A 16,283-nucleotide genomic window follows, 5' to 3' on the forward strand; every position below is an offset into this window, starting at 1 on the left:
TTTATATTGAGCAGACACTTAATACAGGAACCTAATGCAAGCACCTAATCACTCGTTTGTTAAGACAGGTATAATCCTCACACTTTTTGGCATAGCTTGATAGTAACAGCTAATCCAAAATGGATTTAACTTTATCGAGGTGAGGATATGAAACAGTGGTTTTTGCTCGTTTTACAAAGTATTAAAGTTTTTCTGCTATTTATAGGATGCACAGTTCTCTTTTATTATGGTATCCTATGGGTGAGTGCTGAGTATGAAAGCTATCATCGTTATGATGAACCAAAAGGAAAAGCGGTCAAAGTGATGAGTTATGAATCAAATGAGATAGAGATGACATGGGTCGATCGTTTAATGATGTACTATCATTTTGGTGAATAGTTTCTTAGTTTTGATGGACTTATTTGTGCTTCTCATTTTATAGACAATTCATCAAGGGCTTTAAATAAAGGAGAGGGTGTATATGCAAAAAGATGTAAGCGAATTCCTGCACTACATCCAGATTGAGAGAGGCCTTGCTGAGAATACGATTCAATCGTATCGCCGTGACCTGTTAAATTATGCGAAATTTTTACAGAACGTCATTGATATTCAAACGTTTAAGGATGTTACACGTCACATGATTGTAGATTACCTTTTCTTCTTAAAGGAGCAGGGACGAGCTGAAGCGACGATTGCAAGAACGATAGCGTCGATTCGTGCTTTTCATCAATTTTTGCTTAGAGAAAAATTAAGTGAGCAAGATCCTTCTGTTCACCTTGACATACCTAAAGCTTCAAAGCGCCTGCCAAAAGTGTTATCATTGGAAGAGGTAGAAGCGTTGTTAACGATTTCTGGACAAGATCATTTATCTATTCGCAACCGTGCAATGATGGAAACATTATATGCAACAGGCATGCGCGTCTCAGAATTGATTAATCTAAAGTTAACAGATACCCATCTATCAATGGGATTTGTGCGATGTATAGGAAAAGGAAATAAAGAAAGAATCATTCCTTTAGGTAAGCAAGCAACGAAAGCGCTTCAACTCTATTTAGAGCAAGCAAGGTCTACTATGCTGAAAAAGAATAGACATGAATATGTTTTTGTAAATCACTACGGGAGGCCGCTGACAAGACAGGGGTTCTGGAAAATTGTAAAGAAGTTAGCTGAAGCTGCTAAGATTGAGAAAGAATTGACTCCACATACGCTTCGCCACTCATTTGCAACCCATTTACTTGAAAACGGGGCTGATCTCCGTGCTGTTCAAGAAATGCTCGGACATGTTGATATATCTACTACTCAAATTTATACTCATGTCACAAAAACACGAATGAAAGACGTCTATGCTCAATACCATCCTAGAGCATAATCGTTTTTTTTAATAAAAGAGGTCAGACTTCTGACATCTATGATTATTAGCAAAACTCACCAAGAAAAGGGAAGACTATGGTAGGAATGTAAAGGGGGCACTTTTAAATGAGCAATCAATTTAAGCGTGTATTTTTAATTGTGATGGATTCAGTAGGTATCGGAGAATCTCCTGATGCAGCAAGGTTTGGAGATATAGGTTCTGATACATTAGGACATATTGCAGAAAAGATGAATGGACTAACGATGCCTAATATGGCAAACCTTGGATTAAGTCATATTAAAGAAATAGATGGGGTAGAAAAAGTAGACAAGCCAATCGCTCATTACGGTAAGATGCAGGAAGCATCTAACGGAAAAGATACGATGACAGGTCATTGGGAAATTATGGGCCTGAATATCCAAGAACCATTTCAAGTCTTTCCAGAAGGTTTTCCGCCAGAATTAGTAGCAGAGCTTGAGCGCCAAACTGGCCGCAAAGTGATTGGTAATAAAGTAGCTTCCGGGACAGAAATTCTTGATGAACTAGCAGATGAACACGTTAAAACAGGAGCGCTGATTGTTTATACTTCAGCAGATTCTGTCTTACAAATCGCTGCGCATGAAGAGATTGTGCCAATTGAAGAATTATATGATATTTGTGAGAAAGCAAGAAAGCTGACACTCGATCCTAAGTACATGGTTGGCCGAATTATTGCTCGTCCTTTTATTGGTACGCCAGGTTTATGGAAGCGTACAGCGAACCGTCATGACTACGCTTTGAAGCCTTTTGAGCGTACAGTTATGAATGAATTAAAGGATAGCGGATTAGATTCAATTGCTATCGGCAAAATTTCTGATATTTACGATGGCGAAGGAATTACAGAAGCAATTCGTACTGTGTCAAATGATGATGGGATGGAAAAATTGGTTGGGACGATGTCAAAAGATTTCACAGGAATCAGCTTTTTAAATTTAGTGGATTTTGATGCATTGTATGGCCATCGCAGAGACCCAATCGGGTACGGCGAGGCACTAGAGCAGTTTGACCGTCAGCTAGAAGAGGTATTTGCTCAGTTAAGAGAGAATGATTTATTAATCATTACAGCTGACCACGGAAATGATCCTACTCATCCAGGTACAGATCATACACGTGAATATGTTCCGTTGCTTGTGCACTATAAAGGGCAGACAGAAGCTAAAGATTTAGGGATTCGTCAAACATTTGCAGATATTGGAGCAACAATTGCTGATAACTTTAATGTGACTCTACCTAAACACGGGACAAGCTTTTTAGGCGATCTTTAATTAATAGGGGGATAAAAAATGGTAAACAAACAAGCATTACAAGAAGCAGCAGCGTATTTACAAGAGAAAATGGGTGAAACACCGTCAATTGGCTTAATTCTTGGATCAGGCCTTGGTGTTCTAGCTGAAGAAATCGAAAATCCTGTAAAGATTCCTTATAACGAAATTCCTAACTTCCCAGTTTCTACAGTGGCTGGACATGCTGGTCAACTAGTTATCGGTACACTTCAAGGCAAGCAAGTTGTAGCGATGCAAGGCCGCTTTCATTTCTATGAAGGGTACAGCATGGATGTTGTCACGTTCCCTGTTCGTGTAATGAAAGAGATCGGTGTCAAGCAGATTATTGTAACAAATGCTGCAGGCGGCGTGAACGAATCATTTGAAGCAGGAAACTTAATGATTATCACTGATCATATTAATAACATGAATGCAAATCCACTAATTGGACCTAATGATGAAGCATTCGGTGTACGTTTCCCTGATATGTCAAATGCCTATTCAAAAGAATTAAGTGAACTTGCCAAAACACAAGCTTCTCAGTTGAATGTTGAACTGAAAGAAGGAGTGTATGTTGGTAATTCAGGTCCTTGCTATGAGACTCCAGCAGAAGTTCGCATGATACGTAAAATGGGCGGCGATGCAGTCGGTATGTCAACGGTCCCTGAAGTTATTGTAGCCCGTCATGCTGGTCTTGAAGTACTAGGTATTTCATGTATCTCAAATATGGCAGCAGGTATCCTGCCACAGCCATTAACACACGATGAGGTAATGGAAACGACAGAACGAGTCAAATCTGACTTCCTTTCCCTAGTAAAAGCCATCGTAAAAGAAATGTAGGAAGAAATGTGAAATGATTCGTTTAGATATGAGGAGGCTGGAGGTTTGACAAAGAGAAGCGCACTTCGCTTCGTTTGGCAAAGTGAAGGTACCGATTATCTGAATCATGGAACTGGACAAAGAAAAGCGGAAGCGACTGGTCTGGCATGCGGAGAAATAAGGGGGAGTGATTTGAAGTCGCACTTTGACTTCAATCGATGCACCGTTTTATCCCGCAGGACAAAGAGTTGCAGCTGGACAAAAAAGTGAAATGATTCGTTTAGATATGAGGAGGCTGGAGGTTTGACAAAGAGAAGCGCACTTTGCTTCGTTTGGCAAAGTGAAGGCACCGATTATCTGAATCATGGAACTGGACAAGAAAAGCGGAAGCGACTCGATAAATACAAATTTATAGCCTCATAAGAAAAGCTAGTATTTATATGAATTTTATATCATCTAAAGGAGCGATTTTAATGGAAAACATGTTGGAGAAAATTAAGCAGTCAGCTACATATTTAGAAGGGAAAATCGAGACAAAACCTCAAATTGGTCTAATCTTAGGCTCTGGTCTTGGTGAGCTTGCAGATGAGATTGAAGATGCTGTTAAGATTCCTTACTCTGATATTCCTAACTTCCCTGTATCCACTGTTGAAGGTCATGCAGGTCAGCTTGTTATTGGTAAGCTTCATGGGAAAGATGTCGTAGCAATGCAAGGCCGCTTCCATTATTATGAAGGCTACACGATGCAAGAGGTAACATTCCCTGTACGTGTAATGAAGCAAATTGGTGTTGAATTAATGGTTGTTACAAATGCCTGCGGCGGTATGAACAAGAATTTTGAACCAGGCGATCTAATGATTATTACGGATCAACTAAACTTTACAGGTGATAACCCGCTTATTGGTGCTAACTTCGAGGAGCTTGGACCACGCTTCCCTGATATGAGCAGTGCGTACACTACTGAGTATGTTGAATTTGTGGAGAAGACAGCTAATAACTTAGATATTAAAGTTCAAAAAGGTGTATATGCTGGCGTAACAGGACCTACTTACATGAGTGGTGCTGAGCTTGTTATGCTTCGCAACTTAGGCGGGGATGTAGTTGGAATGTCCACGGTTCCTGAAGTGATTGTAGCTAGTCACGCTAGTATGAAAGTAATTGGTATTTCATGTATTACGGATATGGCGATTGGCGAAGAACTGCAAGGAATCACTCATGAAGAAGTAGTGGAAGTAGCAAACCGTACGAAACCAAAGTTCATTAAGCTTGTAAAAGAAATTGTTTCTACAGTAGAAGTTTAAGAGCAGCACTCTAAGACGAGGGAGATGTTTGAGAAATGCGCATGGTAGATATTATTGAGAAAAAGCGTGATGGCTTAGAGTTATCGAAAGAAGAAATTCAGTTCGTTATTGAAGGCTATACAAAAGGAGATATCCCGGAATATCAGATGTCAGCACTTGCAATGGCGATCTTCTTTAAAGATATGAACACAGCAGAGCGTGCCGAGTTAACGATGTCGATGGTGAAATCAGGAGATCAAATTGACCTTTCTGCTGTAGAGGGTATAAAAGTGGATAAGCATTCTACAGGCGGTGTGGGTGACAAAACGACGATTGCCTTAGCTCCTTTAGTAGCGGCACTTGGTGTTCCTGTAGCTAAAATGTCTGGACGCGGCTTAGGCCATACAGGCGGAACGATTGATAAACTCGAAGCGATTCCAGGCTTCAGTGTAGAAATTGAAACAGATACATTTATTGAACTAGTCAATAAGAATAAATTAGCGGTGGTTGGCCAAACGGGGAACTTAACACCGGCGGATAAGAAACTTTACGGGCTGCGCGATGTAACAGCAACCGTGAATTCTATTCCGTTGATTGCAAGTTCAATTATGAGTAAGAAGATTGCATCTGGTGCAGATGCGATTGTTCTTGATGTGAAAACAGGTTCTGGAGCGTTCATGAAAGAGTTGGATCAATCAAAAGAGCTTGCTAAGGCAATGGTTGAGATAGGTAACAGCCTTGGCCGTAACACAATGGCGATCATTTCAGATATGAATCAGCCGCTAGGTTTAACAGTCGGTAATGCTCTTGAAGTAAAAGAAGCGATTGATATGCTGCGCGGGGAGGGTCCTGAAGATCTTCGCGAACTATGCTTGACGCTTGGAAGCCAGATGGTATATTTGGCAGATCAAGCGAGTTCCGTTCAACAAGCTCGTCAAAAACTTGAAGAAGTGATTTCATCTGGTAAGGCTCTTGAAACATTAAAAACGTTTATTGAGGCTCAAAATGGTGATCCTTCTATTGTAGATGATCCAGAAAAGCTGCCGAAAGCTAAGCACTTAATAGAAGTTAAAGCGAAAGAATCAGGTTCAGTTTCTGCCATTGTTGCGGACAAAATCGGTACAGCTGCTATGTTATTAGGTGCTGGACGAGCAACGAAGGAATCTGAAATTGATCTTGCTGTTGGACTTGTATTAAATAAAAAGATTGGTGATAAAGTAGAAGCAGGCGATTCAATTGTTACCCTTCATAGTAACAATGAAGATGTGCAAAATGTCATTGACATGGTACTAAATGCGTACTCTATTACAAGTGACAATGTGGAAAAACCAACATTAATTTACGATGAAATTCATTAAGACTAAAAACAGCCTTTTTACATAAAAAGGCTGTTTTTTATGTTTAAAATGGAACAAGAACGTTAATACATAAGTAAGTACCCAATTTAGTAGCAAAAAAGGAGAGTGTACGTCATGGCAGAAGTAATGTTTACAGCACAAGCAAAAGCAAAAAATGGAAGAAATGGACATGTAACCTCTAATAATGGTGTGATTGACCATAAGCTGGTTATGCCGACAGGAGGCAATTCTGATAAGGACGGAACGAATCCTGAGCAATTATTTGCAGCAGGCTACGCCGCTTGTTTCGACGGAGCACTTAACTTAATGGCTAAAAAATCCAATGAAGACATTGATTCTGAAATTGAAGCAGAAGTAAGTCTGTTAAAGGATCCATCAGATGATGGCTTTAAAATTGGAGTTACGTTAAATGTATTTATTAAAGGCGTCTCTCAAGCTACAGCGGAAGAATTGACACATAAAGCTCATGAGTTTTGTCCGTACTCTAAAGCGACGCGCGGTAATGTCGATATTAATTTAAATGTAAAAGCAGAGTAATCCAGTGCCCTTTATCTTTTTAGATGAAGGGCTTTTTGGTTGAACGTCAAAAATCTGAAACAAGCAAAAAGATACCATTATTTTCAAATTTAAGATACAATGGTGGCAGATAAGAAAGAGCCCATTATGTTTTAGGAGTGACTGTTTATGAATGGTGTTAGTCTTGTTTTAGAAGGCGGCGGAATGAGAGCTGTTTACACAGCTGGTGTGCTTGAAGCTCTGATGAAACATGAAGTTGAAATCCCTCATGTGATAGGAGTTTCTGCTGGAGCGTGTAATGGGTCATCTTATGTGTCTAAGCAAATTGATAGAAATCGTAAAGTGAATATTGATTATATTGATCGGCCGGAATATTTAAGTTTCAAAAACTTAGTGAAAACGAAATCAATTTTTGGTTGGGATTTTATTTTTAATACACTTCCTAACGAGCTTGAACCGTTTGATTTTGATACGTTTAAAGATTCTCCTCAAACATTCACCATTGTAACGACGAAACTAGATACAGGTGAGCCTTACTACTTCGATAAACATTTACCAAAAGAAGATCTTTTGACTGTTTTGAAGGCATCTAGCAGTATCCCGATGCTCGCACCGCCTGTTACATACAAAAATGATGTGTTTTTTGATGGCGGGGTAGCAGATCCGATTCCAATAAAACGTTCCATAGAAGAAGGACATCAAAAGCATGTGATTGTTCTAACTCAAAATAAAGGGTATCAAAAAACCCCTATGAAATTTACGCGTTTTGCAAAATGGCAATTCAGAAACAATCCAGCTTTCTTGCAAACCATGCTCACACGTTATCAACGGTACAATCAAACGTTAAAACGAATTGAAGAGATGGAGGCAAGTGGTGAAGCGTTTGTTATTAGACCCAAAATGCCCGTCCGCGTCTCAAGGCTAGAAAAGAACAAAGAAAGGCTCGCCGCTCTCTATAATGAAGGTGCAGAGGATATGCTGAGCGAGATGAATAAATTGGAACGGTGGTTAGCCAAGTAATGCAAAGCTAGGACAAATTGTTCTAGCTTTTTTATCTTTCTCTTTCTAGATAGGCATCTCTATGATATTCTAGAATAATACAAATAAGAACAGATGTTTCTTTTTTGATTTTCATTAGAAAGAGAGCTTTATACATATGACAGGAAAAACACATGTAGCCGGAGGGCTTGCATTATGTATGGCAGCAGATACTTTTTTGCTGCCTCATAGCGGAACACCGCTTTATTATGTTGCGGGGATGGCTGGAGCGCTAATCCCTGATATATGCCATATCCACTCTAAAATTGGAAGGCGGCTTCCTCTTTTATCTAGAGCCATCTCATCTATATTCGGTCATCGGACGCTCACTCACAGTCTGCTTTTTTTAGGAATATGGGCATTGATTTTTCATATCTTTTTTGCAGAGTATACGATGATACGAGATGGATTAATTGTAGGTATGATTAGTCATATTATTTTAGATGCAAGTACAGTGAGGGGAGTACGATTATTCTATCCACTAGACTTTCGGGTGCGTCTTCCGTTCTTCATTCGAACCGGTGGAGCTTTCGAGAGAGTCTTATTTTTAGCTTTGTCTCTTTATGTTGTCATTTATTCACTCGATACTCTTAAAGGATGGCTGTAGTTTTACTTTATCTTTAACAATTCGTTCACTCTTCTTTCTTCGCTTTTGTGGTAAAGTAATTTTCATAGGTGAAAGAAGGGGGTACTAGGTTTGACTAAAAAAATAGAAAATATATTAATCTTTGCGTGGCTTACCTCATTTACTGCGATGCTTGGTTCCCTTTACTTCTCGGTAATACGTCAATTTGAGCCATGTTCGTTGTGCTGGTATCAACGTATATTGATGTACCCGCTTGTGATTATTTTGCTTATTGGGATTATACGAAGAGATACAACAGCTGCTATTTATTCTTTCATTTTTTCGATTATAGGGATTCTTGTTTCCTCCTATCATTACGCAAACCAAAAGCTCCCTTTCTTGCAGGATGCTGTCCCTTCTTGCGGGAGAGTCCCATGCAGCGGGCAGTATATTAATTGGTTTGGTTTTGTAACGATACCGTTTTTAGCTTTAACAGCATTTACGATTATTGCTTTATGCAGCTTAATCATCATTCGTAATACTAAGGAGAGAGAGTAGATATGAAGAAGGTTCTTATTTTTGGTGGCATTATTGTCATATTATTTGGGTTATTAGCAGTCGTTAATTCTATGAAACAATCACAGCTAGCAGAGGGTAATCCATTTGGAAAAGAACGCATCGCTCCAGCAACGGCAGAGTTAATGAACGATCCAAACTATCAAAATGTCATTTTGCCAGATGAGCTTGAGGAGATCCTTGAAGATAATGGAGATGTAACGGTGTATTTTTATAGCTCTACTTGTCCTTATTGTAAGGAGGCAACACCAAGGCTTGTACCGATCAGTGAAGAATTGGGAGTAGAACTTGTTCAATACAACCTAACTGAATTTGAGGATGGTTATTCTGATTATAGAATTGAATCCACTCCAACAATTGTCCATTTTGAGAATGGTGAAGAGGTTGACAGAATTGTAGGCAGCGCCCCAGATGAAGAATATAGAGCGTTTTTCGAACGAAACGTCAATAATTAATAGTGTGACCGATCAGCTAATTGTTGATCGGTTTTTTTATGTAAAGAAAAGTATGAATATATTGACAAATGAATGAACGATCAAATAAACTTATAAAACAAAGTTGTTTAGTTGGTTTTAAAAGAAGGGATGGATGAGGGTGCGTTTTAGTTATGTGAGTCATTTATATTGTCCGAAATGTTCTGGAGCCTATTCTGCAGATGAAAAAAATAATTTGTGTACATGTGGTTCACCATTACTAGTAAGTTATGATTACAACTCATTAAAAGAAAAGTGGCAAAAAGAAGATTTACTACATAGAGAACCTAATTTATGGCGTTATCATGAATTGCTGCCAGTAAAAAAGAAAGAGAACATCGTTTCTTTAGGAGAAGGGATGACTCCATTACTTTCTATGGGTAAGCTCGGTGAAGAGTATGGAATTACAACATTATTGATGAAAGATGAAGGGTTAATCCCCACAGGTTCGTTTAAAGCAAGAGGTTCAGCAGTGGGTGTATCTAAAGCAAAAGAACTTGGTGTAGAAGAGCTTGCTATGCCTACGAACGGTAATGCAGGAGCAGCTTGGTCATTGTATGCTTCGAGAGCAGGAATTAAAAGCCATATCGTTATGCCAAAAGATGCCCCGATGATTACGAGACAAGAGGTTCATGTGGCTGGCGCTGATTTGAAAGTGATTGACGGCTTAATTAGTGACGCAGGTAAATTAGTAGGTGAAGCTGTAAATGAATATGGCTGGTTTGATGTTTCAACATTAAAAGAGCCTTACCGAATTGAAGGTAAAAAAACAATGGGGCTTGAAATAGCTGAACAATTGAATTGGGAACTCCCTGATGTGATTTTGTACCCAACTGGAGGAGGAGTCGGCTTAATCGGAATATACAAAGCACTTAAGGAATTAGCCGAAATTGGTTGGATAGAAAAAGAAAAGCTTCCTAGGCTTGTAGCTGTTCAGGCAGAGGGATGTGCACCAATTGTTAAAGCATTTGAAGCAGGAAATAAAGATTCTGAATTTTGGAATGACTCTGTAACTGCAGCTTTTGGAATAAATGTGCCTAAAGCACTTGGTGACTTTTTAGTTCTTGAAGCGATCTATGAAACGAATGGTTGTGCAATTGCAGTGTCAGATGAACATCTTTTACAAGAGCAGCATCATATTGCCGAACGAGAAGGGGCATTTATTTGTCCTGAAGGGGCTGCAACATTTGCGGCTGCAAAAAAATTACGTCAAGATGGATGGATTAAAGAAAATGAAACCGTCATATGCTTAAACACAGGCATGGGAATCAAGTATCCTGAGACGGTTCCGATGAATGTGGCTGTCCGCTCAAAAACAGAACGATTATAGGGGGATGAAGATGAAAAGGCCATCATTGCTAACTCAGATTTTATTGGCATTTGTTTTAGCTATCATCGTCGGGTCGATATTTGGTTCTTCAGCAGAAGTTGTCAGTCCGCTTGGTACCTTTTTCTTACGACTAATTCAATTTGTGATTGCACCGCTCATTTTAGCGACCCTTGTTACAGGAATTGCAAGTCTTGGCAGCGGGAAAAAACTAGCTAGACTCGGCGCAAAAACAGTTGGATTCTTTTTAACTACCACATTAATTGCCGTATCATTAGGTCTTGCTATTGGCTTTTTGTTCTCTCCTGGGGAGGGGCTTAATATTGAACCGCCTGCAACAGGCTCAGTTGAGGTGAATGAAACAGAAGGTGTTGTCACCACTTTACTTAATATCATTCCAACCAACCCATTTGCAGCTCTTGCTGAACAAAATATTCTGCAGATTATCTTTTTTGCAGCGGCTCTTGGAATTGGTATAACAATTGTAGGAGAGAAAGCAATCCCTGTACGTCGCTTCTTTGAAGGCTTTGCAGATGTATTATTAAAGATTACTGGTGCTATTATGAAGCTTGCTCCTATAGGTGTTTTCGGGATTATGGCTCCTATAGTAGGTAATTATGGTTTAGCTGTGCTGCTTCCTTTAGGGAAGGTCATTTTAGCTGTCGCTGTGGCGTGTATGCTGCATGTTCTGATTGTCTACGGTTTAGCTGTGAAAACACTTGGTAAAACCAGCCTCCTTCATTTCTTCAAAGGGATGGCTCCTGCAGCACTCGTTGGATTTACAACATCAAGCAGTGCAGCGACGCTTCCTGTTACCTTAAAAAATGCACAAGAGAGGGTCGGCGTATCAAAGGAAACGAGCAGTTTTGTTCTGCCTCTTGGTGCCACAATTAATATGGACGGAGGGGCGATTTATCAAGGGATCGCAGTATTGTTTATTGCTCAATTTTATGGGATTGAGCTGACAATGCTGCAGATCTTTACTGTTATGCTGACGGCTACTCTAGCATCTATCGGTGCGGCAGGGGTGCCAGGTGCGGGTCTGATTATGCTTGCGATGGTTTTAAGCTCTGCTGGACTTCCGATTGAAGGCATTGCTTTAGTAGCGGCGATTGATCGTATTCTAGATATGTTTAGAACAGGAACGAATATCTTAGGTGATGCAGCAGCTTCGGTTGTCATTGATCGTTCTGAGAATAAGAACAAACCTATTGAAGCAAATGAGCTTGCTTCATAGAAGAAACACCCTGTACCGTCTTAGGTACAGGGTGTTATTGTTTTAGGGCGATGGTATTTACATGTATAGTAGAGTCCTTCTTAAATATTGACTGTAGTTTTCACCCTTTTTGACAACCATACTGCCGTTTCATTGAATAGTCTATTTTCAAAAGCATGGCTTGAAAAGGTATGGTCTCCTTTATCTATAAAAATACGATTTGCATCTATAGCGGCAGTAACATAATCATCAGCATTGGATTTTGGAACTTCTTGGTCCTCATCACCGTGAATGATAAGTACAGAGCCGTTAAAAGTTGAAATAGAAGTTAGAGGATCATGACGCTTTAAGTCTTCAAAGAAAGATTTACTAAGTTCAAAGCCTTGGTAATCATAGACACCATTCTTCTTAGCAGACATAACCGCATCCTCCGTAGTAATGGATACAATATCATCATATGGTCTAGCAACAGGTGCCCAAAGAACAACTTGATTAAGTTGAGGGATTGTTGGTGAGGTTAATGCTGTAACTGCGCCCCCTAAACTATGACCTACAAGAGATATACGATTAGGGTCTACACCCTCTAGTTCCATAGTATATGAAATCACTGATTTAAGCTCGTCTACTTTCTTTGTTACAGTAACATCTTTATAATGGCCATTACTTTCACCACAGCCGCTAAAATCAAATCTTACACAAATATAGCCTAAAGAACTGAAGTAGCGTGCGGCTTTCACAAACATTCTGTGTTCACCAATTTTATTGCCCACAAACCCATGAATAAAAATGAGGGCAGGTGCTTCTTTCTCAAACAATTGTTCAGGTGTATGTATTGCGGCCGATAAATGATACTCACCTGCAGGAATGGTAATATGTTTGCTTGCCATCCGTCTCACGCTCCTTTGTGTTATTTAGTTTATTATAAAGAGTACAACGCAAAATAACAATAAAAATTCTAATTTTTCCGGGTGGTTTTGTCGGAATAATGAATAATTACTTAAAAGGTCTTTGCTGAGAAGGCTACCGAGGCTTGCACCATTTTATTGGTGCAAGTCTCTTTTATATAGAATAAAATTAGTCTTTATCTAAATTTAGGTGGTTTTAGAATGTAAGAGATAAAAGAGAATACAAGGACTGGCCTTGAAGTCTTGAAAGAACATCCTAAAGTACCTACAATCTATACTCCTGCCTCCTAAACCATAAAGGACATAATTTACATTCAAAGCAGGGAAAAGATTTTGCGGCTTTCCTTTCTGGAAGGCTTTTTAAATTTGATTATTTACCTAGTTATTATTGATCGAACATGTATAAAAAAGAAAAGATTGGTAAAAATGGTGGGTAGCAAACTTAGGGACATCTTGTTTTTTGAGGCTTCCTTAAGAGGACTATGAAAATGATGAGATGGAGGTCGGATGGGATGCGGAAAGTCTTATCTACACTATTAGCTATCGTACTTGTATGTACGTTGGCAGCACCAATGGGATATGCAGCTGAAAAGCAGGCTAGTTTAGCAGAAAATGCTTCATCAGCTATTGTAATTGAGCGGGATACAGGAGAAGTGTTATTCGAGAAAAACAGCCACGATCAACTTCCCCCTGCTAGTATGACAAAAATTATGACTATGCTTTTAATTATGGAAGCCATTGATGAAGGTTCTCTTTCCTACGATGATAAAATTCGCACGAGTGAAAACGCGGCATCAATGGGTGGTTCTCAAGTGTTTTTAGAGCCAGGTGAAGAGATGACGGTTACTGATATGTTAAAAGCGATTGCTGTTGCCTCAGGTAATGATGCATCAGTAGCAATGGCTGAACACCTTGGAGGTACGGAAGAGGAATTTGTCTCAATGATGAATGATAAAGCAAAAGAATTGGGACTAGAAAATACAAACTTTATGAACTCTAACGGATTACCTGCAGAAAATCACTACACTACGGCGTATGATTTAGCGATGATCTCAAAAGAGCTGCTCAAGTATGAAGATATCACAAAATTCACCGGAATTTATGAAGATTACTTAAGACAGGATTCAGAAAATAAGTTTTGGCTCGTGAATACGAACAAGCTTGTAAAGTTTTATCCTGGAGTTGACGGTCTTAAAACAGGTTTTACAAGAGAAGCAATGTATTGTTTAACAGCAACAGCCCAAAAGAACGATATGCGTGTCATTTCTGTGATTATGGGAGCACCTACTCCGAAAGAAAGAAACGCTCAAATTACAGAGATGCTTGATTATTCGTTTAGTCAATTTAAAACACATAAACTGTATGAGAGAGACCATATTTTAGCTGAAGTGAAGGTTAGTAAAGGGGATAAAAATCAAATTCCTGTACAAACCTCTGAATCTGTTTCAATTTTAACGAAAAAAGGCGAATCGATTGATGATGTGACAGAGCGTATGGAAATCGATGAGCAATTGCATGCTCCCCTTGCTAAAGGAGATACAGTTGGAACCTTATATATCGAAAGAGCTGGAGAAGTTCTAAGTGAAACATCGCTTGTTGCCGGTGATGATGTAATGGATGCTTCTTGGTGGAAGTTATTTAAAAACGTCTTATCGAAATTTAGCGGCAAATAAATCGCATAGTTGAATTTAATCGTATGGTGGAATTAGATCGTCTAATTAGGCGAATGAAGACTACTTTTTACGAATGTAAACTAGTTTTGTCATATGGCAGGTATAGGAGTGGAAAAAGGCGAAATTCTCTCTAGCAAAACAAACAGGGGGTCCTGTATGTGAGACTTAGAGGGAGTGATCGAATGAGTTTAGTGATGGATTTAGAGCGAAAAGGAAGTGTGCTGCTCGTTAGACTTGAAGGCGAGCTTGATCATCACACTGCTGAAAAATTACGTAAACAAGTAGAAGGTCACCTAACCGATGCGAGTGTCAAGCATATTGTTCTTAATCTTGAACAGCTGTCTTTTATGGATAGTTCAGGACTAGGAGTGATACTTGGACGCTACAAACAAGTGAAAGCAAATGGAGGAGAGATGGTCGTTTGCGCCATTTCACCAGCAGTTAAACGTTTGTTTGAGATGTCAGGATTGTTCAAGATCATCCGTCTTGAGGAAAATGAACAATTTGCATTAAAGACATTGGGGGTGGCCTAATATGCGTAATCAAATGGATTTAACCTTTTCTGCCTTAAGCGAAAATGAATCATTCGCACGTGTAACCGTTGGCGCTTTTATTGCTCAGCTTGACCCTACGATGGATGAGATGACAGAAATTAAAACGGTTGTTTCAGAAGCAGTTACTAACTCCATCATTCACGGGTACCATAATAAACCAGAAGGTATGGTCTTTATTCATGTCACTCTTGATAACGGAGTCATTGAATTAACGATTCGAGATGAAGGTATGGGAATTGAAGATATCGAAGAGGCCAGACAGCCTCTTTATACAACGAAGCCTGAGCTTGAGCGTTCTGGCATGGGCTTTACGATTATGGAGAACTTTATGGATGAAATTAAGGTCATCTCTGAGCCGATGATTGGTACGACGGTTTATTTGAAAAAGCACTTAACTAATAGCAAAGCGATTTGCAATTAAGGAGTTTTGCCTATGGATGTCGAGGTAAAACAAGTAAAGAAGAAAAAGGAAGCTCACTTTTCTGATAAAGAGGTCAAGGAGCTCATTGCCCGAAGTCAGGAAGGTGACCAACAAGCGCGTGATCTGATTGTAAACCGCAACACAAGACTCGTGTGGTCGGTTGTACAAAGGTTTATGAACCGTGGGTATGAAGCAGATGATTTATTTCAGATCGGATGTATAGGCTTAATTAAATCCGTTGATAAATTTGACCTTTCATATGATGTTAAATTCTCAACGTATGCTGTTCCGATGATCATTGGAGAAATTCAACGCTTTTTACGAGATGATGGGACAGTGAAAGTAAGCAGGTCTATTAAAGAATTAGGAAATAAAATCCGCAAAATGAAAGATGAATTAACTAAGTCTCTAGGACGCGTGCCCACTGTTAATGAAATTGCTGAACAGCTTGAGATAACTCCTGAAGAAGTGGTATTCGCTGGTGAGGCAAGCAGATCGTTAACGTCTATACATGAAACAGTTTATGAGAATGACGGAGATCCGATCACTTTGCTTGACCAGATTGCTGATCAAACAGAAACAAAATGGTTTGATAAAATTGCTTTAAAAGAAGCCATCCGTGACCTCGATGAGCGAGAGCGGCTGATTGTCTTCTTAAGGTATTATAAAGATCAAACGCAATCAGAAGTGGCGACAAGACTTGGCATTTCCCAAGTTCAAGTCTCTCGATTAGAAAAAAAGATCCTTGAACAAATGAAAGAAGTCATGGGGGAGCAAATATAGACGTGAGAAAGCAGCCTATTGGGCTGCTTTTTTGTTGTGCGATAAGAAACTAGATGCTAGGAAGTGTAGACCCCCCTCTGTACCTTGCATGTTTTCTTCCGATCTTTCTCATACTAAGTGATAACTCATATGGTTAAGGGTGGTGAAA

At 39.4% G+C, this 16,283-nt stretch carries 18 protein-coding genes; 17 read left to right on the forward strand and 1 reads right to left on the reverse strand.

What is annotated here, in order from left to right; all coding sequences use genetic code 11:
* The first annotated feature begins 147 nt into the window (after positions 1-147).
* The 13 genes from PQ478_RS06905 (at position 148) to PQ478_RS06965 (ending at position 11,820) form a co-directional block, all read left to right on the forward strand.
* Complete coding sequence (locus PQ478_RS06905) at positions 148-378, forward strand: YqzK family protein (RefSeq protein ID WP_012958360.1); 231 nt, start codon at positions 148-150, stop codon at positions 376-378.
* Between the two features lie 82 nt (positions 379-460).
* Complete coding sequence (xerD, locus tag PQ478_RS06910; RefSeq protein WP_289236261.1) at positions 461-1,348, forward strand: site-specific tyrosine recombinase XerD; 888 nt, start codon at positions 461-463, stop codon at positions 1,346-1,348.
* Between the two features lie 107 nt (positions 1,349-1,455).
* Positions 1,456-2,634, forward strand: coding sequence for a phosphopentomutase (gene deoB, locus PQ478_RS06915; protein ID WP_289236262.1), 1,179 nt, complete (start codon positions 1,456-1,458; stop codon positions 2,632-2,634).
* Positions 2,635-2,652: 18 nt separating this feature from the next.
* Positions 2,653-3,471, forward strand: coding sequence for a purine-nucleoside phosphorylase (locus tag PQ478_RS06920; protein ID WP_022627030.1), 819 nt, complete (start codon positions 2,653-2,655; stop codon positions 3,469-3,471).
* 452 nt (positions 3,472-3,923) lie between these two features.
* Positions 3,924-4,751 (forward strand): purine-nucleoside phosphorylase, encoded by an 828-nt coding sequence (locus PQ478_RS06925; protein WP_289236263.1) that lies wholly within the window; start codon positions 3,924-3,926, stop codon positions 4,749-4,751.
* 35 nt (positions 4,752-4,786) lie between these two features.
* A complete protein-coding gene (locus PQ478_RS06930; protein WP_289236264.1) occupies positions 4,787-6,088 on the forward strand; it encodes a pyrimidine-nucleoside phosphorylase in 1,302 nt (433 codons plus the stop codon).
* Between the two features lie 114 nt (positions 6,089-6,202).
* On the forward strand, positions 6,203-6,625 hold the full coding sequence (locus tag PQ478_RS06935) for an organic hydroperoxide resistance protein (protein ID WP_075683499.1): 423 nt from the start codon (positions 6,203-6,205) through the stop codon (positions 6,623-6,625).
* 147 nt (positions 6,626-6,772) lie between these two features.
* Positions 6,773-7,624 carry a patatin-like phospholipase family protein gene (locus tag PQ478_RS06940; protein ID WP_289236265.1) on the forward strand — a complete coding sequence of 284 codons (852 nt, stop codon included), beginning with the start codon at positions 6,773-6,775 and terminating at the stop codon, positions 7,622-7,624.
* Positions 7,625-7,760: 136 nt separating this feature from the next.
* Entirely contained in the window at positions 7,761-8,249 is a 489-nt protein-coding gene (locus PQ478_RS06945) for a metal-dependent hydrolase (protein ID WP_289236266.1), read from the forward strand.
* A gap of 90 nt (positions 8,250-8,339) precedes the next feature.
* Positions 8,340-8,765, forward strand: coding sequence for a disulfide formation protein C (locus PQ478_RS06950; protein ID WP_289236267.1), 426 nt, complete (start codon positions 8,340-8,342; stop codon positions 8,763-8,765).
* Between the two features lie 2 nt (positions 8,766-8,767).
* Positions 8,768-9,238, forward strand: coding sequence for a thioredoxin family protein (locus PQ478_RS06955; RefSeq protein WP_289236268.1), 471 nt, complete (start codon positions 8,768-8,770; stop codon positions 9,236-9,238).
* Positions 9,239-9,377: 139 nt separating this feature from the next.
* On the forward strand, positions 9,378-10,586 hold the full coding sequence (locus tag PQ478_RS06960; RefSeq protein WP_289236947.1) for a threonine synthase: 1,209 nt from the start codon (positions 9,378-9,380) through the stop codon (positions 10,584-10,586).
* Between the two features lie 10 nt (positions 10,587-10,596).
* On the forward strand, positions 10,597-11,820 hold the full coding sequence (locus PQ478_RS06965) for a dicarboxylate/amino acid:cation symporter (protein ID WP_289236269.1): 1,224 nt from the start codon (positions 10,597-10,599) through the stop codon (positions 11,818-11,820).
* Positions 11,821-11,900: 80 nt separating this feature from the next.
* Here PQ478_RS06965 and PQ478_RS06970 read toward each other — a convergent pair whose 3' ends face one another.
* Complete coding sequence (locus PQ478_RS06970; RefSeq protein WP_289236270.1) at positions 11,901-12,686, reverse strand: alpha/beta hydrolase family protein; 786 nt, start codon at positions 12,684-12,686, stop codon at positions 11,901-11,903.
* Positions 12,687-13,216: 530 nt separating this feature from the next.
* Between PQ478_RS06970 and PQ478_RS06975 the strand changes: the two genes are divergently transcribed.
* The 4 genes from PQ478_RS06975 to sigF all read left to right on the forward strand — a co-directional run bounded on the left by PQ478_RS06975 (position 13,217) and on the right by sigF (position 16,135).
* On the forward strand, positions 13,217-14,377 hold the full coding sequence (locus PQ478_RS06975) for a D-alanyl-D-alanine carboxypeptidase family protein (RefSeq protein WP_289236271.1): 1,161 nt from the start codon (positions 13,217-13,219) through the stop codon (positions 14,375-14,377).
* A gap of 182 nt (positions 14,378-14,559) precedes the next feature.
* Positions 14,560-14,910, forward strand: a complete 351-nt coding sequence (gene spoIIAA, locus PQ478_RS06980) for an anti-sigma F factor antagonist (protein ID WP_012958376.1) — start codon at positions 14,560-14,562, stop codon at positions 14,908-14,910.
* 1 nt (position 14,911) lies between these two features.
* Positions 14,912-15,352, forward strand: coding sequence for an anti-sigma F factor (gene spoIIAB / locus PQ478_RS06985; protein ID WP_012958377.1), 441 nt, complete (start codon positions 14,912-14,914; stop codon positions 15,350-15,352).
* A gap of 12 nt (positions 15,353-15,364) precedes the next feature.
* Positions 15,365-16,135, forward strand: coding sequence for an RNA polymerase sporulation sigma factor SigF (sigF, locus tag PQ478_RS06990; RefSeq protein ID WP_012958378.1), 771 nt, complete (start codon positions 15,365-15,367; stop codon positions 16,133-16,135).
* The last annotated feature ends 148 nt before the right edge of the window (positions 16,136-16,283 follow it).

It is taken from the genome of Alkalihalophilus pseudofirmus (assembly GCF_029094545.1).
GTDB lineage: Bacteria > Bacillota > Bacilli > Bacillales > Bacillaceae_D > Alkalihalophilus > Alkalihalophilus pseudofirmus.